We start from the raw sequence: 24,500 nt of genomic DNA on the forward strand, positions 1-24,500 counted from the left end.
ATGGGCAATCACACAGTCTTATAGGTTTTCACCCACATATGGTACACAAAGTAATTGCTCCTGGTTTTGGTGGATTAGGCCCGCCACCTTCCTTAAAGCATTGGAGGTATCAAAAATGGTTAAATTTACTTCTTTTCAGGGAATCGTCACAATGATTAGCGATTTTTATACAGGAAATGTTGAATCGGAAGGCTGCTATAAATTGATGACAGTCGAGAACGGAATGGGGGCAATAGTCAATTTCGTGGTTTCACCCACAACTTATTTTGTAGACCATGCAATGGTGGCTATGGGAGATCGGGTAACTGGATATTATGATGGGGATGCTCCTGCCATTCTTATATACCCGCCACAAAATCCCGCACTTGTCATCGTAAAAGATAATCCTTATCAGAATGTGAAAGTAGATTATTTTGATAGTCAGTTGGTGAGCAGTGATAGGAAATTGCAATTAAATCTATCTCCATATACTCAAATTGTATTAGCAAATGGACAGCCTTTTTCAAAAAACCCAGCTAACAAAAATCTCATTGTTATCTATGGACCCGCAACCAAAAGTACCCTAGCCCAAACCACTCCTTATAGAATAATCGTTTGGTGTTAAAGGTTATTTGTTCCGCTAAGGACAAGAAGTAGGTAAAGGATCTACATCAAATTTTGGAATGGCAATTTTCATAATAATCACTTTCGGCATTTTTCCAGAAGACTACGATTGGAAAGCTACGAAAAGACTCACTTTGCCTTACTTCTTCAATCAAATCTTTAGCAGTTGTTTCTCCTAAATCCCTAACAAGGACCTTCTTATCCATAGGAAACTCCCACACTTTCAATTCATTCAAATCTTTTTTGCTTATTCCTGTAATTTTTCCTAACCATTGGACTGCAATTTCTTTACTATGGCAAATAACAACTTGATAAAAGTTTTCATTGCCTATTGCAAAAGCTTTTAGTTCTTTACTCTTTGCCATTATTATTTATTCTCCCTTGTAAAGCTTTTTTGCCATTTTTGATTTATAACTTATTTTTATACAATTCTATATCCTCGCTAAAACTATCTTTTGCCACTAAATTCTTAGCGATAAAAAGTAAATATATTCAGATAAGTCATAATTATATATAATTTTAGTACATATAACATTTGAAGAGAATAAACTTGATGGATTTAACAAGAGGTTGCATTCATTCTCTGAAAAAGAAAAGGGTGGTAGACGAGTGAAGGGTTTATTTAATAACAGGAAATTTGTCTTTTTATGGATGGCCCAGGCAGCATCTGGATTAGGCAGTACTTTTTCCACTTTTGTCCTATCGTGGCTTGTTTATAAATTGACTGGCTCTAAAGTGGCAATGGGCAGTGTTTGGGTAGCATTTATGCTTCCAAATATTATTATTCAAATGTTTGCGGGGCCTTTTCTAGATCGCTGGGAACGAAAGAAAGTCATGATTTTTTCAGAATGGTTTAGAGCTTCTGCTTTTCTACTTCCAATTATTTTATACCCGATGGGGCAACTGGAAACTTGGCATTTGTATCTCGTTTCGGTAGCAACCGTAATGCTCAACCACTCTTTGCACCTTCCAGTATGGCCTATGTCGCTGATATTCTGCCTAAGGATAAATTGATGAAAGGCAATTCCATTCTCGAAGGTACAGGCCAGATTATGATGTTGTTTGGGCCATCTCTAGGAGGCCTGTTAATTACAGCCTTTGGAGTCGAGGTTGTTTTGTTGTTCCTAGTCATTTCACTGGGGTTATCTGGGCTTTTACTTATGTTGAACCCAAGCTCAAAGAAAAGCACAATCGTGAAAAGGGAAAGTTGGTTTGTACAATTTAGGGAGGGTTTGCAATTTTACCGTGTTTACCCCGTCTTGTTTTGGGTCGGTATCATGATGATGTTTATTAACACTAGTTCCGGTGCCGCACAACCAATGTTTTTACCTTATGTTTTGGATGATTTAGGAGGCACTGCCTTTCAATACGGCCTATTTACTTCTGCTTTTTCTTTTGGTATGTTGGCCGGCTCATTACTAACTGGTATTCGAGAGCAGCCTAAAAACAGAAAACAAGTGATGCTAGGGTCACTATTTTTAAATGGATTACTCTTTTTGGGGTTGGCTTGGACCCCATTTTACTGGGTAGCTCTCGTTCTTTCTTTCGGTCAAGGTTTATTTGCCATTATTTTCAATATAAATAACACCACTCTATACCAACAAAGAGTTCCTAATCATTTACGTGGCAGGGTTTTCTCAGTTAGAATTTTATTGGCACAGGCAGGAGTTCCCTTCGGTGCAGCATTAGGGAGTATTATTGCTGAATCCTTTTCCATTTCTATCTTATTTTTAGTATTAGGTTGTCTAATCTGCCTTACAACCATCCTTTGCTTTTTAAATCCTATATTCAACAACCTTAACAATAATAATGTAGCAAATTGGGATGTTCCTGAAGTAGAAAAAAGCCTATAGAATGAGAATATAAACCCTTCTGCTCAAATAGTAGGGTTTATTTTATTTTTGTCACCTTTCGTATTTTTCAATTTTGACTGTTTTTCCGGCGAACACTAGCCATATGAACTAAAAATTCATCATGTGTTGTAACCTCCGCCTTCTTCTGTAGGATGTGTTGCTGTTAATAGTCCTTGAATGACAAGTCTGCACTGTTCATCTGAAGTCATAAGATGAACTCCCTTCATCACCCGAAATCACTGTAAATGATTCAACAAAAAAATGCCTTAATCCTTATTGGAGTAAAGCATCGTTAGCCAACCATCATTAATATCCATTTTTAATATCCATTACAATCGATCTTATTAATCCAATTATCGGAATGGAATTCCATAGGCTAAAGTAAAAAGGCTTAAAAAAGCACCGCGATAGCCAGCAACTTTACCCCAGTTCTTCAACAGTCTTTTAATTAAAGAGTAACTCAATCAATCGTGTGAGCATCGGAATTCCAATATAACCTATCAAAATACCAACTAAGAGAATCCAAAAATGACTCCATTTTAGAGAACCTTTCATTCCTTTTCCCCCGCCCCTACTAACGTAAGTAAGAAATTATATAAAAACCCCGAAACCCCAGTCCATTAAAATGTATAAAATGAAAAAGATAACTACGATGATTAATCCATTCTTATTCTTGTTTTTGTTGTTCCTAATGCCATCTAAAGCAAAAGTAAGTATGAGGGCAATTCTCCAGTAGGGCAATATACCAGGAATGTCAGTATTGTATAAAACGGTTTATACGACAAAAGCTCCCGTAGAAATCCAGGTGGCATTGAACACTAATCCGCTCAATTCATTTGATATAAAATCTCTGGTTATTCATTCTGTACTTTTAGAATACCGATATAATCTTTAGCAACAGCCAGTCTGATCCGGCGGCCATCCTTTTCGTAAATAGTATTATGGCCGTCTAGATCTACGTCTTTCCAACCATTCTTTTTAATTGCCAATCGATAACTAATTGGCACCGATGTACCGCTTGAAGGCCCCCATATATAATGTTTGCCTTTTTCACTTTCACTCTCTAACGTCGCAGCATCCGGAACAGGGAAATCATAAAAGTCTTGCAGAGTATGAAAATTGTTATCTACATTTTTATAAAAATAAACCCCTGCCCCAGATATCGTGGTGATAACAATTAACAGGGTTACAAAACGTTTCATCTGACTTCCTCCTATGTTCATGCAACTTCAACTTTAACATTATTTACCTATAAAAGACAGGAAATTTAATTTTATGAGCGGATTGAAACTGTTATAAATTATTGGAATGGCTAGCTTTGGCGAAGTTGGATACGTTATATAATTCGCCGCACCTTTTCTAGGTATATATAACAATAAATGCGCTGATTTATGTTGAATCAACGCATTCTATGGGGTTATTATTTTTTCAAAGGCGATATTGGCCAATCAATTATACCGAGTTCATATTGTAGGCGTTCCAGAACTTCTTTTGGCTTAATATCATATCCAGTAGCCTGCTCGCCACTCCAATTAACTCCCAAATATAGTACATCTTTTTCAAGACCCCTTAACCAACTAGTTAGAAAATCATCAAAATTAATTTCAAATGGTTGGAAGTGGCGATAAGCAGGAGCTTTTTCAATCATTTTTTGTGCCCTGAATTCTAAAGACCAAAACGGCATTGATGTGTTTCACCATCTAAATTTGTTGAAGTGGGAATACCACCTTCGTCCTTGCTTGTCCAGACTTTTCGATATTTATTAATCTCATTAATGAATGCATCCTGATCGGGTCAAGATAACCCCCTGCTTTCTACCCAAAAATTTGGGCAGCAATTCCGAATAAGTTTTTGTTCCTAGCTGGAAGACAAACCGAATTAAGCATCATGACCGGGGGATTAGCAACGTTTTTAAAACCGCATTGTTCCAAAAAGAACAAAAATTCCTTATTACCCGATGGAACATCAATCCTTAATTTACCTGAATGTTGAAAGGCTAACCTATCTAGTAATAAAGCTGCTATTTGAGGATCAGATGCCACAATAGGGCCTATCAGTAGATTTACTGGTCCTAAAATGGATAGTCCATAACCATAAATGTGCCCTTTGTTATCTTTAGCTACTAGACATTGTTTAGATTGGTTGATCCTGTAATGGAGAAAGTTACTTCGTTTATCTCCAAAAGCGGCATTATCTAAATTTAAGACTTCACTAAAATCACTTTCATTGTAATCTTCAATGGAAATATTATTGAGTACTAACATTTTAGGAGGAGTTATGTAGCTATCACACAGAAATTTATGAACGCGGTCGGCTGTTTTGAACCCCATTTTTTCATAAAGGGGTTTCCCTTCCTCAGTTGCAATCAGCATTATTAAACTATTCTGCGGAACCGATTCTATACATTTTTGTGTTGCGTTCTTCCCCAAACCCAGTCCTCTGTATTCCTTATTAACGATTACCATACCAATTGAAGCTAACTTATCATATTGGATTATTGCAGAACTAGAAACAATTTCCCCTTTATTATTTTTGTACCCAAATATTTTTCCAGAACTCATAACCGTCGCAATTTCATATTCATCATAATCCCATTCAACTGAAGCAGATAATGCAATTAAACCTGGGATATCACCTTTATCAAGTTGTACTAGGTTTAAGTTGCCTTTCTCGTATTTAATCATTTGCCATTCCCTTTCGACCAAATTGCTCTCTTAAATTCAAGCACAAACCCTTACCTTCCAAGTCGGTGTTATGAAACATTTGATATGCTAAAAAACACTTTATTTCTCACAAATTTTATCCACTAGCATTTAAACCCACTCTTTTCCATGTTCCTGAATAAAACCAATATCTTTTTTATAATGTTCAAGGTGTCCTTCTTGTATCATTTTTATAAAAGCGCTATCACCTTCATCAGCTTTTCTTTTAATTGTTTTGCATAAACCCTCTAATCGTCGGAGTAGCATTTTCAAATAATCATTTTCAAATCCTTCGCCATAGGATTGAAAGAATAATTCGACCCGCTGTTTTATCCGCTTAGCATGCTTTATGGAATTATAATAAACCGCCTCATCGGTTTCAGAGAGATAAAACCTGCTTAAAGGGACGCAAGTATAAAGAGTATAGACAATGTCCCAAAGTCTTGGACCTGGCCCAGCAACGTCAAAATCAATAATACCTACTGGTTTTTTACCATTAAAAATAATATTGTATCTAGCGAAGTCATTATGGCATAGCACCTCTATGTTGTCCGGAGTGTTATCTATTGGTTCCCAATCATCATGTATTGGAAAGTCACTTACAGCATCATGATACAAACGAAGCATACCCGCTACTTCTTTCAAGGCATCATCAGACCACATATAATCCTTTAAAGGATCATTACCTGCCTCTCCTTCTATAAAAGAAAGTATCTCTCTGCCTTCTGAATCTATCCCAAAAAACTTGGGAGCATAGTCGAAACCTTTATTCTCCAAATGCTTTAATAGCTTATGAGTTTTATGACTATCTGGTTTTAATTCCCTCCGGACAGTGTTCCCTACCCTATATACGCGAGAGACATTGCCTCCTGTTAACATTTCTTCGTTTTCATGATTTAGCATAGGCAGCTCTCCTAAATGACTTTCTGTAAGCTTGAATTATTTTATAAGAATCTGCTTCATACTTCTAATGATTCCCATATGCAGATTTTCATGGTTCATGTGAAAAACAAGCATATCACCTACCGTTTTCATGCCTAAAAACGGTTCTTTCAGCGGCTGATCAAGACGACCCTTGCACGCTTTTTCGATAAGATGCGGCTGTTCTTCCAACAGTTCGATTAACTCATCCATAGACGGAGGCTGCTCTTCCCAGTTTCCTGGCTTGCTCCCTCTCGGAAACATACCATGATAAGACAAAGGAAGCCGCCTCTCCTCATTGACCGATGGGAACATCGTATGATCCCAGCCCACTAAAATATGACCGGCATTCCAGCGGATGTTGTTGTTATGGCCATGCGGAATTTCGTCCACTACCTCCTCAGGAATGGTACGAAGCAATTCAACAGTCCAGTTACGCCACGTCTTCATCTGTTCAAATAATTGTTCTTCTTTCATGATTGTCCTCCCTTTGGAACACTACTAAGATCTGAAATATGGAAAAAGCTACCTGAAGACAGCCGAAAGATGCTGAAAACTAATTTTATTTAGATGGAAATGTACTGCAGTTACTCGATTATTGTTCCGATTCTTGAGTGACAGTCTCGATTAATTCACCATCGGCAGTGAATCCCTTGATAATATATGTTTCTTTCTCTTTAGGCTCTTCAACAAATACAAACCAGAATGTTTTATCATTTTTCGTGACTATTTTGGGCTCTATAACTTTTTGGCCATTCCCATATTCAATCTTAACCTTTTCAATTCTTGGATTCGTTATTTCTCCAAATAACATTGGGAATGGTGATTTAGAACTGTATTTCGAAAGGTATTGACTATAAAGATTCCTCTCTAATGTTCCAGATGTGGCGCCTCTATCAAAAGTTTGTTTCCATCCAAAAGTCGTTTTTTCCAAAAATAATGCTTCAAAACTCGCTTTGGCAGGTTGATCTCCTCTTAAATTGGGCACATAAAACAAAACTCTCCCATGATCAACTTCCTCCTGATGAACAATAAAATCGATTCTATCATTAGGAATTGCTTCCTTAAAACTTTGTTCTGCATTCTTACAGCCTGTAAGTGAAATTGATATTAAAAGTAGTATTAAGACATGTGCCTTTTTCAGAGGAGCGCCTCCCTTCAGATTTATTTACATTATTTATAAATAAATTAAAATTCAGTAGACTACTATTATTTAAATCAAACAAAAAGATAGTCAAAAATTTTCACATCAACCGAATCAATGTACCCTATTTCTTCATTTAAATCCCACAGTTTTATTTCGGACGTTTCATCATTTTCTTTGAATGGTTGCAGTTTTTCAATTGTAGTAAAGTAAACAGGATTATATTTTATGTTGCCGTTCAAGGTGTTTTTCACCTTCAATAGACCTTTGAACTCTAGATTGTTTATATATTGCCCTGTTTCCTCATACAGTTCTCTCATGGCACATTCCTTTGGGGTTTCATAACTTTCTCTTTTCCCGGAGGGCAGTTCCCATTGCCTGCGCAAGGTGTTATAGCATAAAAGGTACTTTCCTTCGCACTTCACTACTGCAAAAGAGCCAGCCAAGGGATGATATTCGTTAATGCTTGTCTCATTTGTATGAATAAATTCGAGAAACTCGAATCCATTATCTTTTAACAATCTAAACAGCCTCCTCCGGAAACTAGTTATTTATGATTTTGATTTCCGGATAGAAAACAAGTTTTGTTGTTCCGACTMCCTTTTCCATCGGAACCGCCCCAATACCGCGGCTATCATCACTATGCCTTCTGTTATCGCCCAGGACGAACAGATGGCCTTTTGGAACGGTATCCGTACCAACTGCTGTCTCCTTTAATGTAAAAGATCCGGTTAAGGTTCCGCCGCTGATTTTTTTCTTGAATTTTTCCAAATAGGGTTCATCATATGCCTTCCCATTTATATACAAGACATCATCTTTATACTCTATCCTGTCACCCGGGAGCCCGATTACACGTTTTATATAATCCCTGCCGTCAGGTGCGTGAAATACAATAATATCGAACCTATTCGGTTCGCCAATTTTTGTTACGATCATTCGATTATAATTTTGCAAAGTAGGTTCCATTGATGCACCGTCAACGACAATCGGGGTGAAAATAAACGTACGGACAATTAAAGCGATAGCAATCGCAACTGTAATTAATTTCACCCACTCAAACACTCCACTCTTCTTTGCCATTCCGCATCCTCCTTAAATTTTCAAACTAGAAGTCAATCCTCGTCATTTAAAAATAACTCTTCTAAGTACCTTTCCTTTCTATTTAAAAATCCCTTTGTTATTTGATAATGATCGGTGTCTTCATATGCGATGCTTTCAATTGCATTGGAGTCAAAACTGAAAATCTTTGCGTTTGGATACCCCAGAAGAATAGGTGAATGTGTGGCGATGATGAATTGGGAATTTCCACTACTGACCAACTGATGAATAACCCTCATAAATGCTAAAAGGCGGGCTGGCGATAATGCTGCCTCAGGTTCATCCAATAGATAAATGCCTTTTTCCAAAAATCGGTTTAAAAATAATGATAAAAAGGATTCTCCATGAGATTGGTGGTGCAATGACCTGCCTCCATATCCCTGATAATTAAACGTAGGATCTTCCTTGGCTAGTTGATCAAGATGAGAGGCAAAATGATAAAAACTTTCAGCCCTTAAAAAGAAGCCCTGACTGATTTTTGGCATCCACGACAAACGAATATACTTTCCAAGTGCGGCGTCGGATGCATCCACATCATATAAGTTGTTTCGTCCTCCGCCAGCGGCATTAAACCCACACTGGTACGCAATTGCCTCAAGCAAAGTAGATTTTCCAGAACCATTTTCCCCTACAAAAAAAGTTACTTCACTATCCAGTTCCAATGCACCCATTCCTCCTATAGCAGGAACAGTGAATGGGTATGTATTGAAATCAGGAACTTCTTCCCGTAATAGAGTGATCCTACGTAAAAACAACATCGGCAACACATCGCTTTTTTGTTTTTTTAATACAGGAAATGCGAGATTGTTTAATACTATACGTAAAAAATTCCAGTAGGATTCATTATTCTTTTTCTGTGTTAATAAAAAGTTCTACAAAAGATACTGTAATCCTTTAAGGAACACCTCAACGGGTAACAAACTAACCAGTATGAAAAAAAGCCGCCCTAAGGACAGCCATTGATTAAATAAAGGTACGATTTACTTTTGGACGATTTGAATAAGGTTGCCGCATGTGTCGTCCAGGACAGCTATTGTGACTGGCCCCATTTCTGTCGGCTCCATTGTAAACTTCACTCCTTTTTCCGTTAATCGAGTGTATTCCTTCCGAACATCCGCTACACCAAACATGGTTGCCGGGATGCCATCGGCGAATATCTTCTTTTGGAACTCTTTGGCGGCAGGATGGTCATTCGGCTCGAGCAATAGCTCGGTACCGTCTTGATCATCGGGAGAAACGAGCGTAATCCATCTATATTTGCCGGCGGGAACGTCAACCTTTTTAATAAACCCAAGCTTTTCGGTATAAAACTCCAGGGCCTTGTCTTGATCTTGAACGAATATGCTTGTAACAATGATTTTCAAACTATTTGCCTCCTTTGAATTATGACACTAGGAACTTTGCTAACACCTACGCTGAAAGTCCCGTTGGAATTATTCTATCCATCCCTTCAGCAAATCTTTAAGCGGTTCGTTGGTAAACGTCTAAAATAAGCCGCCGTTACCAAGTGCTATGAATTTTGTTTAATTGCAAAAGTGAGGATACTCAATAAATAAAGTCTCTATGAATGGCTGTTTAAAGTCAACATGACCATTTAGAGACCTGAATGAAAGTCTTATTTAAATTACCTGAAACGGTTAAGATTTTAACAAACTCACTTACCTTAAGCGGTTTAGTTTAAACCCCTTCATTTTTCGTCTAGACTATATTTATATCTTTAAAGGGAGCGAAAAAACATGCAAACCATAGCAGGAAAAGTAGCAGTCATTACAGGAGCAGGGCGTGGGATCGGTCGCGCAACAGCAATTGCTTTTGCTAAAGAAGGAATTCACGTTGGTCTTGTCGGACGTACACTTAAAAATTTGCAGCAAGTGGCAGAGGAACTGAAGGAGTATGATGTAAAGGTAGCAATTGCTGCGGCAGATGTTGCGGATTTAGACTCGATTACGACGGCGATTGAATCCATTCGTGGCGAGCTTGGTCCAATCGATATTCTAGTAAACAATGCCGGCATTTCAAAATTCGGTAGCTTCATGGACTTAACCCCTGAAGAATGGACAAATATTATCGATGTTAATGTAAAGGGTGTTTACTACACAACACGTGCGGTATTACCTGAAATGATTGAGCGAAACTCAGGCGACATCATAAACATCTCATCAACAGCTGGACAAAAAGGTGCGCCAATTACAAGTGCCTACTCGGCTTCAAAAGCTGCAGTCATCGGACTAAGTGAGTCATTAATGCTTGAAGTACGCAAGAAAAATATCCGTGTAACTACGTTAACTCCAAGTACGGTTGCAACAGATATGGCTGTTGAGCTAAATTTAACAGACGGCAATCCAGAAAAAGTAATGCAACCAGAAGATTTAGCAGATTTAATGGTTGCACAGTTAAAACTTCATCCACGTGTTGTCCTAAAACATGCCGGACTTTGGTCAACCAATCCTTAATTAAACTATGTGAAATTTTAGGGCGCTATCCAATGTATTTAGGATAGCGCCTTATTTTTAGATATAAACAATAACAATCGTATTCCCCTCTGTATTTTCCCGTTTTCCTCACGCATATAAGCTTTAAAAAATCTTTTCAACAATTACTTCCAAATCTCATCTAATTTATTTGAATAAAAATCAATTGCTGTTTTATATTTTGTTATTTCAACATCGGTTGTTGTTTCTGTTAAACATTTTAGTAACAACTCCATTGCTTTACTATGTTCATTTAAATTGTATAAGGTCATCGTATAGAATATCTGAATAGCCTTATTGTCTGGAAATAATTCAATGCCCTTTAAAAAAACATTTTTTGATCTTTCGTATTCTCCTAGACTCCTGTATGTACTCCCTAATCCTAATAAGGCTCCTTCCAATTCTTTTGAAGATAACCCTAATTTGATTGCCTTTTCATAAAAGGGTACTGCCTTCGATTCTTCTCCTAATAAATCAAAACTCCATGCACAATGGTAGTTAATTGATGCATCGTTAGGGAACTCCTGTACAAGTTTCAGAAGTAATTCATTTGATTCTTTATGATGTCCGCTATTTCGTGAAGCAACAGCCTTTTCTAATTTCATTTCCAATTTCCTCACCTCCAGTGAGTGCTTTATCTGTTTTTCCACTAATCTGGTTTAAGGACAGAATTGATTGATTATGTCTAAAAGACGTTCTGAGTTCTCTGATGGGACAATTTCAGACAGCCTTGCCGCAGCTAAAATTGGCGCCCATTGCAATACTTCATCTTTTAACAAACCGCTTCTCTCACAATAAAGATGCAAATACAGCTCAGCTAATTCATTTGAAAACTGGGAAAAAAGAAGATATGTACGATACACATCGGCGCGTATATCCCCTGCGGTGGCATCCACCCAATCTATAATTGTCGCATTATTATTTATCATGATCAGGTTAAACGGATGATAATCTCCATGGCATAGTCTACTTTCAAAGGTAATTTCATTCAATTTTTGTATTAAAGCTGACTTATGCCTACTCTCCAGATTATTGACCGATTTAATCTTTCGGCTTAATCTTTCATTCATGTATTCAATTGAATCAGTCTCGACTTCAACCATATGAATTTTTTGATGAATCCCAACGAAAATATCCATATAATATTCTACTTGCTCCATGTTTTCGGAAAGAATATCACCTATTGATCTTCCCTTAATAAACTCCATTATAATAGCTTGTTTACCATCTATTTTTGTAACATCTATTATTTTGGGAACAGACAGTCCACATGAATAAGCATATTTCTGCTTTTCAGCTTCAATAAAAGATTCCGTATCTGGCAAGTAGTCATTAAATACTTTATAAATACTGTTATTATAGAGATAGATTTTTGCTGTATTTCCAATTGCTATAGGAGCACCTAAATCCATTCGTTTCACTCCTTGCTTTTCCCCAAACTAGAACAACTGCGATATTATTAAAATTCAAATTTTATTAAATCAAACGCCTTTAATTGCCTATACCGATTAACAGCCAGAATACCTTTCCAATATCCTCGTGCAATTTCATATTCTTCTGGATAGCTTCCCCAATTCCATGAGATATCCCATATTCCTTCATCGGACAATTGCTGTCTAAAGAAATCAAGGTTCGTGTCAACGAGTGAGCCCAGCCTTTCACAAAGAGGATCAGATGCATGATTGATAAAATCCAAAGGCAGCGGTTGATAGCCATCGCTCCAGGTTGAAACATCCTTGTTTACGCATCTCTCCGCGAGCTTCATTACTTGTTCGGAAACGGCATTCAACGCGTAGTGGGATTTGGAGTCAAAAGCGGCCTGACGGAGTTTCATTATTTCCACCATTGCCTGGTAGTTGTTGATTTCATGCCTGTCCATATCACTTTTATTCATCAAATGATCTACTGCTTTTCCAATAACAAGCCACCCGAGTTCTGCCACTTCACTTTGCTCATCAGACCAATGAACAAGATACGCAGCGAGTTCAACACTTGGATTAAACGACCAATTTTCTTGAACTCCTTCATTCCAGTGCCACCAAGGTGCGTGCGGATAGTCATTATTCTCGGGGAGTACTGCATGCCAGATTTCAGTTTTAAAATCAATTGAATTGACCAAGTAATGAACCATCGCCCGAACGATTGGCTCATTTTTATCCGCGCCAATCTCAATCAAAATCTGCCCTGCCGCCCAAGTTGCCATTGGGGATGAGCTAGGAAGCCAAAAGTCTGGTTCAATGCCGTGCCCGAAGCCTCCATCTTCATTTTGATATTTTTCTAGTTCTTTTAGGACACTCTCCTTACTGCCATTTTCGAATAAAAATTCAAACCGTGAACGCTCTAATTCCCGCGCTTTTGACTTTATGAAAACTTTTGCTTTTTCAAAACTGCTTTCAGGTAATGTGATCATTTAACATACCTCTCTTTTTTTATGACAGGTCAATCAACTTGTGATTTTTCAAAGCCTTCAGAACATCCATTGTCATGATACTTTTCCAAACTTTCGCTCCTTCTTCATCAGCATTCCAATTTAAGATGAAATGCCCGTCCTCGGCTTGAGTATTGATTTCATTCTCCAAGCTTTTGATAACATGCTCCTTTATCGGAAGAAACATAGGACTCTCAGTTGAATAAGCGAAGAAGAATGGTTTTGCGCAATAGACAGTCGCCCACTTGCCGGAGTCCGTTTCAATGATTTCAACAATATCTTGTTTTAATTTTTCCAAAATAATAGACTTGAATGGTTCATCTATTCGTATTGCCAAGCGAAGTAAGCTTAGTGCTTCCAGGAAGTAAAATTGCCTCGGTTCTTTTGAGGTGTGGATGGTGCTCATATTAGCTATGGCGTGTTCCGTTACATTCCTGAGAAAATCCCCTGGAACCAATTGCCGGTACTCATACAAGAAGCCTGTGAGCTCGGCACACGGGTTATCTGTCCACCCCTTGCTTCTTTCGTTTGGTCTCGGATGCCAGCATCCCAGTTCATGATCATAGGAATCTATTATGTACTGAATGCCTTTGTGGACAACCTCGTCACTCGATGAAGCGCCGACTTCGCTAAGAAGCTGAAATGCCATGCTCGTGTCCATTCCGTTTGGGATGACAGAGTGGCCTTCCCCCATGTTTCTGAATCCGCCATTTTCTCCTTGGTACCGTTGCAATATAGCGACTACGTTCTTGGGATTCCCGTTTTCAAAATGAAAACGAAACAATTCCTGTTCCAAATCTCTTCCATGATTCATGAGATAACTTCGGGCTTTTTGAAAATTTTCAAATGATAATGTATTGGCCATAATTTATTTCCTTTAATTTATTTGTTCCTAATGATAATTCGACAAACAGAGGTAGTTTCCTTTTATATTTAAAAGGGCAATGGGACACTAAACCCCATTACCCCTTTTGATTACCGGTTCTGCCCAACAACCATTCCTGCAGACAGCCAACGGCCGCCATCCTGCAAAATGATATCTTTCTCACCATCATAGTATTTGAAATTATCAACCCACATTTGGTAGCCATTTTTAAAATAGTAGGCCTCATGAACATCTAAACCGTTTTGTATAAACAGATCGGAATTCCATTGAACGGTGCGCAGCCATTCTTTATAGCTTTGGTAAATCTCATAGCTTGTAATGTCATCGGGTGCGGCATCCATTGTACACATTGGTTCCGCAATCCCGATACGCCCTTTATTTTTGATTACCCGGCTAATCTCTTTCAAAGCTACGGGACGTTCTTCTCCAATCATGAAGAAGGAACCAATGCTGAAAACCGCATCGAAAGAATTGTCAGCGAAGGGCACATTTTGAGCAAAAGCCTTCAAGGCAAGAACTTGGTTCCCTACCCCTTCTTTCTCCGCATAATTATGAATTACATTCAAATCTTCCCAAGGTTCCAATGTTACGACTGATACATTCCAATACTTTACGATCGCAACAGCAATCTGGCCTGTGCCTGCGCCAATTTCCAACACCCGCATTCCCGGTTCCAGATTCAATGCTTTAATCAACGGCCATGCCATCTCAAACGATCCTGGCCCTAATGGCTGAGGATTTTTAATACTTAGGAATGGGTTGAAGCTAATATTATCCATAAGAACATACCGCCTTTCACTAACGCCGTAGTCACCGACATCAGAATAAATTGCAAAAAAAGACGGTAATTCTTTTTGAACCCGCCTCTCACATTCAATTCATTCCTGGAGACCCGTAAGATTAAAGAATTCAGGGTCTGGTTTCATGATTTTCATGCCTTTTTCCGACTTAAAGTAAATTTCCTTTTCCTTTTCGTAAAGTACCTTTATTTCCATTTACCTAAAATCAATGATACTTTCTTTTTTATGTGGCAATGCTTTTTTGTCCCAATCTGGAGCTTCGTTTATGAAATTGACTAGCTGTTGAATCTGTTCCTTATCATTAATTTCTGTACAGCTGCGATCAGTCGGCGATTTATATATACAAATGCTTTCTGGAACTGTTTTTATCCATGTCGATACATGAACAATGGGGGTTTTATCAAACATTACCTCAGTTTGGTCATCGAATTCATTGTAGGAACCATAAACACTTAACTCCCCATCAAAGCCTGATTTTTTCCATCGCGAATAAAATCCACCCCAGTCATTTTCCGGGTCATCATCATCAAGTGCGGTTTGCATATATACGTTACTCCAGCCCAACTTCGGAAGCTTCTTAGAGTAATAGTCGGATATTTCCTGCCAACGATCCCCTTCTATGGCGTATTGGGATTGGTCCGGCTCCAAACCCTTAAAAAGGGGAATATCGTCATGTTGCTCAGGAATGATTGACATTCCCTCATACGTATTATCGGTGGCTTTTTGATACGTACCAATTCCGCCAACCACAAGTAAAATGACAATCAAAGAAAAAAGGCCCCATTTTATTTTGTGCATTTCACACCCCCAATTTTTAGTGCGCTGCTCGGACTAACACCCTAATTTTACCACGAAATAACGATGACTATTGCCTTCATATTCCCCAAGGTATGAACCTGTCAGTTTGTTGAATACTAATTCTATCCAATGAAGCGGCAAGGTGGAGAAGATGAATAATTATAGCAATGACAACACTGCACGAAGGTATAGGGCCCACGTCAGCATTCTTGGGACTACTCAAATCCATCTTAGGAACCCTTATATTGTAGCTTGGTGGAGTGCGGCGTTTCCGGGTTTTGGGCATCTTCTTTTGTCAAAGTATTTACGGGGTTTTGTGCTATTCGCTTGGGAAGTCGTCATTAATTTACAATCACATGTGAATATGGCGATGATTCATTCGTTCCAGGGTGACATCGATAAAGCTAAAGACGTTTTGGATACACGCTGGCTGCTGATTTATATCCCGGTCTATATATTCGGAATTTGGGATAGCTATCGGACTACTGTCGATTTAAATAAAGTCTTTGTATTGGCAGACCGTGAGGAGCATCCTTTTAATTCCTTTAGCATTGGTGCGATGGAAATTAATTATTTGGATAAAAGAAACCCAGTCATGGCAGTAGTTTGGTCACTTTTTGTTCCGGGTTTGGGACAGCTTTATATCCATCGGATCGTGGCATCATTTTTTGTCATCATTTGGACAGTTGTTTTCTTCTATTATTCTCACGGCCTTGAGGCCATTTCACTTTTATTTTTGGGCGAAATTGAAAAAGCAACGGCAACTGTAAATCCTGAGTGGCTTTTATTTTTCCCTTCTCTGTATGGTTTTGCAACCTTTGACGCCTATTTAAATACAGTTGAGAACAACAAGCTATACGATAAAGAACAAAGAGCCTTTTTTAGGGAGAAATATCAGTCCCCATCTTTTAAAGTTTTAAAAGGACAAAAGGTGACCTAACAATGCAGCTATTTTCTACATTTGAACATACCGTCCATATTGAAATGGCCCTTGCCACTTTAGAAAAGAAAGGGATTAAACAAGAAAACATATTTGTCATCCCTCTTGATAACAGGAAAGAAGAGCGGAATATTTTTGATAATCTGCACCGTTCGGATGGAACATCCTTGATAGATATCGGAGCCGCACTAGCGACTGCATTATCAGTGATTGGCGCCAGCCTAGGATTCAAGCTGGCGTGGGGTCCCATCTACTGGGGGCTGATTGGTGCCGCTGTCGGTTTTTTGATTGGATTTGCCATTCGCCTTTTTACGGAATTCGTTGTAAAAAAGAGGCGCAGAAAGCTGAAAGGATTCCATTCCGAAATCATCGTCATTGTTGACTGTGAGGATTCCCAAGGAGAGATCGTCGAGAATATTTTGTTCAGCCACTTCGCCCTTGGGGTCGCGAAGGTGATATCCAGAGTTTCCAACTAAAGATATTCCGTTCTTTTGGGAAATGGCTACTGTTTTTTGTGTGATAGTGAGCAGCAAAAAATACCCATAAAAATTATGTTGATAAAGCAATGAAAATGATGTAACCTTTAGTACTGTTACAATTAAATAATATTTTTCTTCTTATCAAGAGAGATGGAGGGACTGGCCCGACGAGATCTCGGCAGCGGAACTTAGTGATTACGTTTCTGTGCCAAATCCAGCAAGCAAAGGCTTGGTAGATAAGAGGAGTGTTTTATAGATATAAGGCCTCTTCTTGTTGTTTCAGGAAGAGGCCTTTTTTTCAGAGATTTTTTTGGAGGTGGAACAATGAAAAAAGGAAATCCATGGGCGCTGCTCCCATTTGTTGTTTTTTTGATTTTATTTATTGGTTCAGGGGTTATTACAGGTGATTTTTATGCCTTTCCTGTCATTGTAGCCATTGCCATTTCAGGTGCTGTGGCTCTAGCGATGAATCGGAAAGAATCGTTTTCTAAAAAGGTTGATATTTTTTGCCAAGGCGCAGGAAATTTAAATGTTATGCTGATGGTTGTTATTTTCCTCTTGGCTGGGGCCTTTTCAGAAGTAGCAAAAGGCATGGGGGCGGTGGATTCCACTGTTAACTTTGCTTTATCGGTCGTTCCGCAAAACCTGCTTATCGTAGGCTTGTTCATCATTGCCTGCTTCATCTCCCTGTCAATGGGGACATCGATGGGAACGATTGTCGCACTTGCGCCTATCGGCGTTGGGATAAGCGGGCATACCGATCTTTCCATGGCACTGATAATGGCGGCAATCATTGGCGGGTCGATGTTTGGCGATAATTTATCGTTTATTTCCGACACAACGATTACTGCCGTTCGTTCACAGGGCGCGCAAATGAAGGATAAATTCAAGGTGAATTTTTGGATTGTGCTGCCGGCAGCTATTGTTACGGGCATTATTTTCGGAATTATTACAATGGGTGAAACGGCCCAGGTCGAACATTTAAGCTACAGCTGGGTAAAAATTGTTCCCTATGTATTGGTTATCATTTTTGCGTTAGCCGGAATGAATGTTTTCCTTGTTCTCGCATTAGGGATTGTACTCGCCGGGGCTGTTGGCTTAGCGGATGGCAGCTATCATGTGATGAGCCTTTTTCAAAAGATTGGCGAAGGAATGGCAGGCATGTATGAGATCGCCTTTCTTGCGATATTAATTGCTGGAATGGTAGAGATTATTAAGTTTAACGGAGGAATTGACTTTCTGCTCCACCTTGCGACACGTCGGATTAAATCGAAAAAAGGTGCGGAATTTGGGATTGCGGGTCTTGTGAGCCTAACTGATGTATCGACGGCCAACAATACGATTGCTATTTTAATTGCCGGTCCGCTTGCAAAAAATATTGCCGATCAGTATGGGATTGAGCCGCGAAAGTCCGCAAGTATACTGGACCTGTTCTCCTGTTCAATTCAGGGCCTTCTGCCATACGGCGCCCAATTACTGGCAGCTGCAAGTGTAGCCGGAATATCGCCAGTGAGTATTGTCCAATACTCGTTCTATCCAATCCTCATCGGAATCTGCGGTATCATCGCTATCCTCATCGGATACCCGGCAAAAAGGAAAGCCTAGTTTCAACACTTTAAAAAGAGGGCAACGCATCATTGCGTTGCCCTTCTTCTTTATGCCAATTCTTTTGGATTTGGACCGTACTGGTTTGTACCAGGCCTGCTGTCCTGTGCTGCGAACACAAGAAGAATAATTCCACCAATTAACGGGATAAGTGCAAGTAGCATCATCCAGCCGCTTCTGCCGGTATCGTGCAGCCTTCTTGCTGTTACAGCAAGGGACGGGATAAATATAGCAAGTGAGAACAGGCCAGAAAGGATAGCACCCAAACCTATCAGCTCTTCAATCAGCGTAAGAACAAACGCGATGATTATGCTAATCAAGGTAAACATCCAGTATTCCTTTCTTCTCGCCCTTCCCTTAAACACCGCGTAGTCTTTTAAAACCTTCAGGAACCATTCCATCTTTTCTCCACCCTTTTTTTCTCAGAATACAACATATCATACCATCATAGGGATAATCCGGATATACGGGAACTGTTGGAAAAGGTTTAAAAAAATGGGAACGAATTAGCCACTTCCTTCGGGCATTATAGGAGGGTTTAAAGCCCGAACAACGGTGAACAGCTAATACGGATTTTTTTTAAAAAACCCATGCCCCATCTCTGGTTCAAAACCAAACAAGCCCGCGGGCGAAAAAATCCGTCGAGTATGAAATACCCCCTTTTTCTGAATGAAAAGGGGGTAGGCCTAAAATTATCCAATTTATGAAACAGCGGATCCGTCCCCTGCTTCACCTGCTTCATTCTTTTATAGAAGCTTTTTAAAGCGTCCTACAAGCGGGACTACGATGATTCCGGCAATGACTACCTGCATGATGTTTCCCGGAATTGAGCCGAATGGGAGGATCCAGTTTCCATATAGAATTACCTCGGCAAAGTAATAGCCTACAACTTTGATGATTAGTGCGACAACAACCGCCAATGAGTAAACTAGCACTCTTTTGCCTGGCATTTTTTCAGAAATAAGGCCGGCTACGAATCCCATTGCTCCAACGATGACAAAAGTAAACGGCGACCATGCTGCCCAGCCGGAGAGAATATCGAACATGCCCATTCCGAATGCGCCAGCAATGGCTCCCGTCTTCCTGCCATATACGAATGCCGCTATAAAAAGAGGCACGTTCCCGAGATGGATCAGGCCTCCGTTACCCATGATCGGAAGCTTAATGTTAATGAACATCGTCGCTACCAAGGTTAGAGCGATGAAAAGAGAATTGATCACCAATGATCTTGTTTTCGTTGATGCGGGTGCTAACGTCGATTGCATATGAATACCCCTTTTTTGTGTAAATTTAAAACCCATGATTGCTTGATATTTAGTATAATGAAAATTGACATTGTAGAAAGAGTCAATTTTTCAAAAAATCATGTGGTCAGTTAGGGGGCTTGCATATGGACATGCTAATATTTGACTTGGATAAAAGTACGGCAAAGCCGCTATATGAACAGCTTTATCTCGGTATCAAGAATGCCATCGTCCAAAAACAAATCGCAGTTGGAACGAAATTGCCTTCCAAAAAAAAATTAGCCGAATTTTTAAATATCAGCCAAACGACGATCGAAATTGCCTATGGCCAACTTGTTGCGGAAGGCTATATTATCTCCCGGTCCCGCGTTGGTTTTTTTGTAGAAGAAATAGATGAATTGCCTTATATAGAAAAAGAGTCTTTGGACATTCCGGTGGAAAAGCCTGTGGGAAGGGCTTTTCAATTTGATTTTCATCCGGGCAAAATTGATGCAGACTCCTTCCCTTTTTCCCAATGGCGAAAATATGCGAAAGACTTGTACGACATTCATTCAAAGGAGCTTTTACAAATAGGTGAGCCTCAAGGGGAATACGCATTGCGGACCGAGATTGCGAAGTATCTTTATCAATCGAGGGGGATTGTTTGTAAGCCGGAACAAATCGTCATTGGTTCGGGAACAGAGCAGCTCCTTCCGATCATTTTAAGATTGCTTGAAAACGATTCTGAATTTGCCCTTGAAAATCCCGGTTACTCCGCAATCCCCAGGGTCGAATTGCAAAACAGGGCGATTCCGGTCCCGGTTGATGAAGAAGGGCTAATTGTGGACGAGCTCGAAAAAACAAATGCGAATGTCGTTTACATTACCCCTTCCCACCAATTCCCTACCGGAGCTGTTTTATCCGCAACTAGAAGGACACAGCTGTTGAAGTGGGCGGTAAAGGATGAAAAACGCTACATTATTGAAGATGATTACGATAGCGAGTTCCGTTATATCGGAAAGCCCATTCCCGCATTGCACGGCCTGGACCAAAACAATAAAGTGATTTATCTCAGCACGTTTACTAAATCGTTAATGCCATCATTGCGTGTTGCCTATCTCGTATTGCCTTCTACATTGGTTCGGAAATACAAGGAGACGTTCAGCTATTACTCGGCAACCGTCCCGAGATTCGACCAACACATATTGGCTAACTTCATGAAAGATAGCTATTTTTCCAAACACTTAAACCGGATGCGGAAAATTTATCGAAAGAAACACGATAAATTAACCCACACCTTTGCAACGCAATACCCAAATGTCACAATCACTGGCGACCAGGCTGGTATGCATATTCTGATTTCAGTGCCCTTGTCAAAAAGTGAAGACGAGTTAAAACGGATCGCGGCGGCAAACGATATTGCCATCTATCCAGTAACCGATTATTTGTTAAAGCCAATTGACTATGAGTATCCAACCTTTCTACTTGGCTTTGGCGGAATTCCATTGGATGACATTGAAACTGGGATTCATCGGTTGATGGAGTGTTGGGGGGTGGCGAAACGGCCATTCGCTTAGGAGGTAATATTGGTTGGTTTTCAATACTTCCTCATAGACTGCTCTTTAAGATATACAGATAAAAAAAACCCTATTATTCCTTTAGAATAATATGAAACGATTTCAAAATTAGTGTTTCGTTCAGGAAAGTTGCAAGAGTCCGTTTACTTACCATACTTTTTTGGCGATCCCGCCTCACCATTTTAATAAACATAGCTTACAAATTTTCGGGGATACATTTTCCCATTTCCACATTAATTTTGGGCTGCTTTCTCTTTAGATTTATCTATTATTTTTAATAGTCCAATTAAACCTCTAATTGAAAATAAAGTAAAATTAACACTGGCAAATGTATGGAAAGGGGACCACCTATTCCACTTGAATAGCTTGGTTTTTCTTTCCATAAACCATTGACCTAGACTCATCGGGACACTAAAAAATAAACTTTTCAATAAAATTTTCCTAAGATTATCATGGTAGGAGAGCTTTACCCAGATAACACTTAATAGAGGGAAAAATAATAGGTCAAAAATAATATTTGTTTTAAAAATTTTTGGAAAAGGGCGAACTGGATATTCCAATCTTTTAGTTCCAACAACATAAGCATCGATTAGAGTTGAAAGTACACCTTTTGAGAAAAGAATAAGAAGATTTTCCCTAACTTTCGAACCTTTAAATAAAATTGGCAAAGAAATAAAACATATTGCAGTGAGTAAATTCAACAGCTTTTTTTCCATGATAAATTCCCCTTTTTAAATGTTAATAAAACAGGCAGCTTCCTTTTCATATTCATTAAATAGTCTGCTGAATTTTATGGAATATATGTGTCCGGGGGATGGGAGAAAAACACTCCGATTTTTTTAAATGATTTACATGACAAAATAGGGGGATTTTGCACAAAGTACAGCAATGCGTTGGCATTATAAAAAGGCCTCCAGGTGCGGAGGCCTTTTTTCACAAAAGGAAGTTCTTAGACAACGTATTTTTCCGTTTCAATGAGGCGGTCGGCGGCCTGGCGCTTTTTGGCGATGACGTTGATCGGCGTGTGGCGCGTGAATTTCCGGAGGGCCGACATGAGCATCCTCAGGGTGTCGCCTTCTTCCGTGGCGACGAGTGTTTCTTTGGCGTGCTGCTCGATTTCGTTGAATGCTTCCTGGCAGAAGATTTGTGTGTACAGGAGCTTCTGCCTGGATTTTTCGAGTCCGGATTTGGCGATGGCTTTCTCGGTCCTCAAGACAGCCGATTCCATTGCGTAGGCGTTGGAAATGATGTCGGCGATGTTGACGAGGATTTCCTGTTCCTGCTCAAGCGCCTTTCCGTATTTCTGGGCGGCGAGGCCGGCAGCAAGAAGGCCGATTTTCTTCGCGTTCCGGACGAGGTGCTTTTCCTGCTCGAGCGGCTCGTCACCCGGCTCTTCCGGCATCATCATCATGAGCTCTTCCTGAAGCTGCTGGGCTTTTTGGAAAAGCGGCAGCTCGCCTTTCATTGCTTTTCGGATATATGTGCCAGGCACCAGCAGGCGGTTGATTTCATTCGTTCCTTCGAAAATGCGGTTGATTCGGGAGTCGCGGTAGGCGCGCTCGATTTCGTATTCGGCCATGTAGCCGTAGCCGCCGTGAATTTGGACGCCTTCGTCGACGACATAGTCGAGTGTTTCGGTACCGAAGACTTTGTTGAGCGAGCATTCAATGGCATACTCGGCGATCGATTTTGCGACTTGGAGGCCGTCCTTTGCTTCGTCCGCGGTGAGGCGTCCCATCCGGTCCTCGAACAGGCCGACTGTGCGGTAGACGGAGCTTTCGGCTGCATAGATTTTCGAAGCCATTGTCGCGAATTTTTCCTTTGTCAGGTTGAATTGCGAGATTGGCGTTTTGAACTGCTGGCGCTGGTTCGCGTACTGGACGGTGATTTCAAACGCGCGCTTTGCTCCGCCGACGACGCCGACGCCGAGCTTGTAGCGGCCGATGTTTAGGATGTTGAAGGCGATGATGTGGCCGCGGCCTGATTCGCCAAGAAGGTTTTCTTTCGGAACCTGTGCGTCCTGGAGGATCAGCGTCCGGGTCGATGAACCTTTGATTCCCATTTTCTTTTCCTCGGCGCCAACGGATACGCCCGGGAAGTCGCGCTCAACGATGAATGCCGAGAAATGCTCGCCGTCAATTTTTGCATAGACGATGAAAACATCTGCGAATGCTGAGTTTGTAATCCATTGCTTTTCGCCGTTCAGGATGTAGTGGGTTCCTTCGGCGTTCAGTTTGGCGGTTGTTTTTGCGCCAAGTGCATCGGATCCGGAGCCTGGCTCGGTCAAGGCGTAGGCAGCCAGTTTTTCACCGGTTGCAAGGTCGGGCAGGTATTTTTGCTTTTGTTCCTCGTTACCAAAAAGGACGATTGGCAGTGAGCCGATTCCTACATGGGCACCGTGGGAAATCGAGAATCCGCCGGCGCGGGCCATTTTTTCGGCGATGAGGGCGGAGCTGATTTTATCAAGCGCAAGTCCGCCGTATTCTTCCGGGACGTCGGCTCCGAGTAGGCCGAGTTCGCCGGCTTGTTTCAGCAGTTTTACCGAGCGGTCGAATTCGTGGTTTTCGATGTGTTCGATTTGCGGCATGACGTCTTTTTCAATGTATTCTTCGGTCGTTTTAGCGATCATTTTGTGTTCGTCGGTGAAGTCTTCGGGGGTGAAGACTCGGTCATATGGTATGTCTTCGATTAAAAAACTGCCGCCTTTGATTGATTCGCCGAGCTGGTTGGTCATTTATGATTCCTCCGTTTCTTTATTGAAGAGTTGGGTTGGTGGTTGGGCGGGCGTGACTGGGTTGAGTTTTTGTTGGGTCTGTGGGTTGGGTTAAGTCTGGGTTGGGATGTGTCATGGTTGGGTTTGCCGCCCCGCTGGGTGTGTTTTTTTGACTTATTTCGTTTAGGTGCTAGCAGGTACTAGCTTTTATGAACCGGTTTCGGAATTGATGAACCGGTTTGTCGAATTTATGAACCGA

The 24,500-nt window shown here is 40.3% G+C and carries 27 protein-coding genes, 1 pseudogene and 1 riboswitch; of the genes and pseudogenes, 7 read left to right on the plus strand and 21 right to left on the minus strand.

Annotation, left to right across the window (positions count from 1 at the left end):
* The first annotated feature begins 115 nt into the window (after positions 1–115).
* Complete coding sequence (locus tag ADU24_RS17890) at positions 116–604, plus strand: hypothetical protein (RefSeq protein WP_053367904.1); 489 nt, start codon at positions 116–118, stop codon at positions 602–604.
* A 46-nt stretch (positions 605–650) separates the two neighbouring features.
* Here the strand turns inward: ADU24_RS17890 and ADU24_RS17895 are convergent, their stop codons facing one another.
* Positions 651–968, minus strand: a complete 318-nt coding sequence (locus ADU24_RS17895; RefSeq protein WP_053367905.1) for a hypothetical protein — start codon at positions 966–968, stop codon at positions 651–653.
* A 286-nt stretch (positions 969–1,254) separates the two neighbouring features.
* Between ADU24_RS17895 and ADU24_RS17900 the strand changes: the two are divergent.
* Positions 1,255–2,456 (plus strand): annotated as a pseudogene (locus ADU24_RS17900) (MFS transporter).
* 854 nt (positions 2,457–3,310) lie between these two features.
* On the opposite strand, the gene ADU24_RS17905 reads toward ADU24_RS17900, so the two are convergent.
* The 10 genes from ADU24_RS17905 to ADU24_RS17950 all read right to left on the minus strand — a co-directional run bounded on the left by ADU24_RS17905 (position 3,311) and on the right by ADU24_RS17950 (position 9,685).
* On the minus strand, positions 3,311–3,658 hold the full coding sequence (locus ADU24_RS17905) for a hypothetical protein (RefSeq protein WP_053367906.1): 348 nt from the start codon (positions 3,656–3,658) through the stop codon (positions 3,311–3,313).
* A 218-nt stretch (positions 3,659–3,876) separates the two neighbouring features.
* On the minus strand, positions 3,877–4,140 hold the full coding sequence (locus tag ADU24_RS17910; protein WP_053367907.1) for a DUF2750 domain-containing protein: 264 nt from the start codon (positions 4,138–4,140) through the stop codon (positions 3,877–3,879).
* A gap of 130 nt (positions 4,141–4,270) precedes the next feature.
* Positions 4,271–5,140 (minus strand): GNAT family N-acetyltransferase, encoded by an 870-nt coding sequence (locus ADU24_RS17915; RefSeq protein ID WP_053367908.1) that lies wholly within the window; start codon positions 5,138–5,140, stop codon positions 4,271–4,273.
* A 129-nt stretch (positions 5,141–5,269) separates the two neighbouring features.
* Positions 5,270–6,061: an aminoglycoside phosphotransferase family protein gene (locus ADU24_RS17920; protein ID WP_053367909.1), complete on the minus strand. Its 792-nt coding sequence runs from the start codon at positions 6,059–6,061 to the stop codon at positions 5,270–5,272.
* 36 nt (positions 6,062–6,097) lie between these two features.
* A complete protein-coding gene (locus tag ADU24_RS17925; RefSeq protein WP_053367910.1) occupies positions 6,098–6,556 on the minus strand; it encodes a DinB family protein in 459 nt (152 codons plus the stop codon).
* Between the two features lie 118 nt (positions 6,557–6,674).
* On the minus strand, positions 6,675–7,067 hold the full coding sequence (locus ADU24_RS17930) for a hypothetical protein (protein ID WP_053367911.1): 393 nt from the start codon (positions 7,065–7,067) through the stop codon (positions 6,675–6,677).
* A gap of 230 nt (positions 7,068–7,297) precedes the next feature.
* Positions 7,298–7,744: an NUDIX domain-containing protein gene (locus ADU24_RS17935; RefSeq protein ID WP_053367912.1), complete on the minus strand. Its 447-nt coding sequence runs from the start codon at positions 7,742–7,744 to the stop codon at positions 7,298–7,300.
* Between the two features lie 22 nt (positions 7,745–7,766).
* Entirely contained in the window at positions 7,767–8,303 is a 537-nt protein-coding gene (gene lepB, locus ADU24_RS17940; protein WP_053367913.1) for a signal peptidase I, read from the minus strand.
* 32 nt (positions 8,304–8,335) lie between these two features.
* Positions 8,336–9,076 carry an AAA family ATPase gene (locus ADU24_RS17945; protein ID WP_053368992.1) on the minus strand — a complete coding sequence of 247 codons (741 nt, stop codon included), beginning with the start codon at positions 9,074–9,076 and terminating at the stop codon, positions 8,336–8,338.
* Positions 9,077–9,301: 225 nt separating this feature from the next.
* On the minus strand, positions 9,302–9,685 hold the full coding sequence (locus ADU24_RS17950; RefSeq protein ID WP_053367914.1) for a VOC family protein: 384 nt from the start codon (positions 9,683–9,685) through the stop codon (positions 9,302–9,304).
* A 372-nt stretch (positions 9,686–10,057) separates the two neighbouring features.
* Between ADU24_RS17950 and ADU24_RS17955 the strand changes: the two genes are divergently transcribed.
* Entirely contained in the window at positions 10,058–10,774 is a 717-nt protein-coding gene (locus ADU24_RS17955; protein WP_053367915.1) for a 3-ketoacyl-ACP reductase, read from the plus strand.
* Between the two features lie 143 nt (positions 10,775–10,917).
* Here ADU24_RS17955 and ADU24_RS17960 read toward each other — a convergent pair whose 3' ends face one another.
* The 6 genes from ADU24_RS17960 to ADU24_RS17985 form a co-directional block, all read right to left on the minus strand.
* The gene (locus ADU24_RS17960) at positions 10,918–11,403 is read right to left on the minus strand and encodes a tetratricopeptide repeat protein (protein WP_053367916.1); all 486 of its coding nucleotides are present in this window, start codon (positions 11,401–11,403) and stop codon (positions 10,918–10,920) included.
* A gap of 48 nt (positions 11,404–11,451) precedes the next feature.
* Complete coding sequence (locus ADU24_RS17965; protein WP_053367917.1) at positions 11,452–12,204, minus strand: phosphotransferase family protein; 753 nt, start codon at positions 12,202–12,204, stop codon at positions 11,452–11,454.
* 47 nt (positions 12,205–12,251) lie between these two features.
* On the minus strand, positions 12,252–13,202 hold the full coding sequence (locus ADU24_RS17970; RefSeq protein WP_053367918.1) for a hypothetical protein: 951 nt from the start codon (positions 13,200–13,202) through the stop codon (positions 12,252–12,254).
* 19 nt (positions 13,203–13,221) lie between these two features.
* Positions 13,222–14,034, minus strand: coding sequence for a hypothetical protein (locus ADU24_RS17975; RefSeq protein WP_156324623.1), 813 nt, complete (start codon positions 14,032–14,034; stop codon positions 13,222–13,224).
* Between the two features lie 161 nt (positions 14,035–14,195).
* Complete coding sequence (locus ADU24_RS17980) at positions 14,196–14,885, minus strand: class I SAM-dependent methyltransferase (RefSeq protein ID WP_053367920.1); 690 nt, start codon at positions 14,883–14,885, stop codon at positions 14,196–14,198.
* A 216-nt stretch (positions 14,886–15,101) separates the two neighbouring features.
* Entirely contained in the window at positions 15,102–15,704 is a 603-nt protein-coding gene (locus tag ADU24_RS17985) for a hypothetical protein (RefSeq protein ID WP_053367921.1), read from the minus strand.
* A gap of 151 nt (positions 15,705–15,855) precedes the next feature.
* Between ADU24_RS17985 and ADU24_RS17990 the strand changes: the two genes are divergently transcribed.
* From ADU24_RS17990 to ADU24_RS18000, 3 genes are all read left to right on the plus strand, one after another.
* Positions 15,856–16,644, plus strand: a complete 789-nt coding sequence (locus ADU24_RS17990) for a hypothetical protein (protein WP_053367922.1) — start codon at positions 15,856–15,858, stop codon at positions 16,642–16,644.
* Positions 16,645–16,646: 2 nt separating this feature from the next.
* On the plus strand, positions 16,647–17,120 hold the full coding sequence (locus ADU24_RS17995) for a hypothetical protein (protein WP_053367923.1): 474 nt from the start codon (positions 16,647–16,649) through the stop codon (positions 17,118–17,120).
* A gap of 138 nt (positions 17,121–17,258) precedes the next feature.
* A riboswitch (SAM riboswitch) is annotated at positions 17,259–17,366 on the plus strand.
* An 81-nt stretch (positions 17,367–17,447) separates the two neighbouring features.
* Positions 17,448–18,728: a Na+/H+ antiporter NhaC family protein gene (locus ADU24_RS18000; protein ID WP_053367924.1), complete on the plus strand. Its 1,281-nt coding sequence runs from the start codon at positions 17,448–17,450 to the stop codon at positions 18,726–18,728.
* A gap of 50 nt (positions 18,729–18,778) precedes the next feature.
* Here ADU24_RS18000 and ADU24_RS18005 read toward each other — a convergent pair whose 3' ends face one another.
* Both ADU24_RS18005 and ADU24_RS18010 read right to left on the minus strand, forming a co-directional pair.
* Complete coding sequence (locus ADU24_RS18005) at positions 18,779–19,129, minus strand: DUF805 domain-containing protein (RefSeq protein WP_053367925.1); 351 nt, start codon at positions 19,127–19,129, stop codon at positions 18,779–18,781.
* 345 nt (positions 19,130–19,474) lie between these two features.
* Positions 19,475–19,993, minus strand: coding sequence for an ECF transporter S component (locus ADU24_RS18010; RefSeq protein ID WP_053367926.1), 519 nt, complete (start codon positions 19,991–19,993; stop codon positions 19,475–19,477).
* Positions 19,994–20,118: 125 nt separating this feature from the next.
* Between ADU24_RS18010 and pdxR the strand changes: the two genes are divergently transcribed.
* On the plus strand, positions 20,119–21,528 hold the full coding sequence (gene pdxR, locus ADU24_RS18015) for a MocR-like pyridoxine biosynthesis transcription factor PdxR (protein WP_156324624.1): 1,410 nt from the start codon (positions 20,119–20,121) through the stop codon (positions 21,526–21,528).
* 233 nt (positions 21,529–21,761) lie between these two features.
* Here the strand turns inward: pdxR and ADU24_RS18020 are convergent, their stop codons facing one another.
* Positions 21,762–22,244 (minus strand): CBO0543 family protein, encoded by a 483-nt coding sequence (locus ADU24_RS18020; RefSeq protein ID WP_053367927.1) that lies wholly within the window; start codon positions 22,242–22,244, stop codon positions 21,762–21,764.
* 233 nt (positions 22,245–22,477) lie between these two features.
* Complete coding sequence (locus ADU24_RS18025) at positions 22,478–24,262, minus strand: acyl-CoA dehydrogenase family protein (protein WP_053367928.1); 1,785 nt, start codon at positions 24,260–24,262, stop codon at positions 22,478–22,480.
* Positions 24,263–24,500 lie beyond the last annotated feature (238 nt).

The organism is Bacillus sp. FJAT-27245 (genome assembly GCF_001273955.1).
Taxonomy (GTDB): Bacteria; Bacillota; Bacilli; order Bacillales; family Cytobacillaceae; genus Bacillus_D.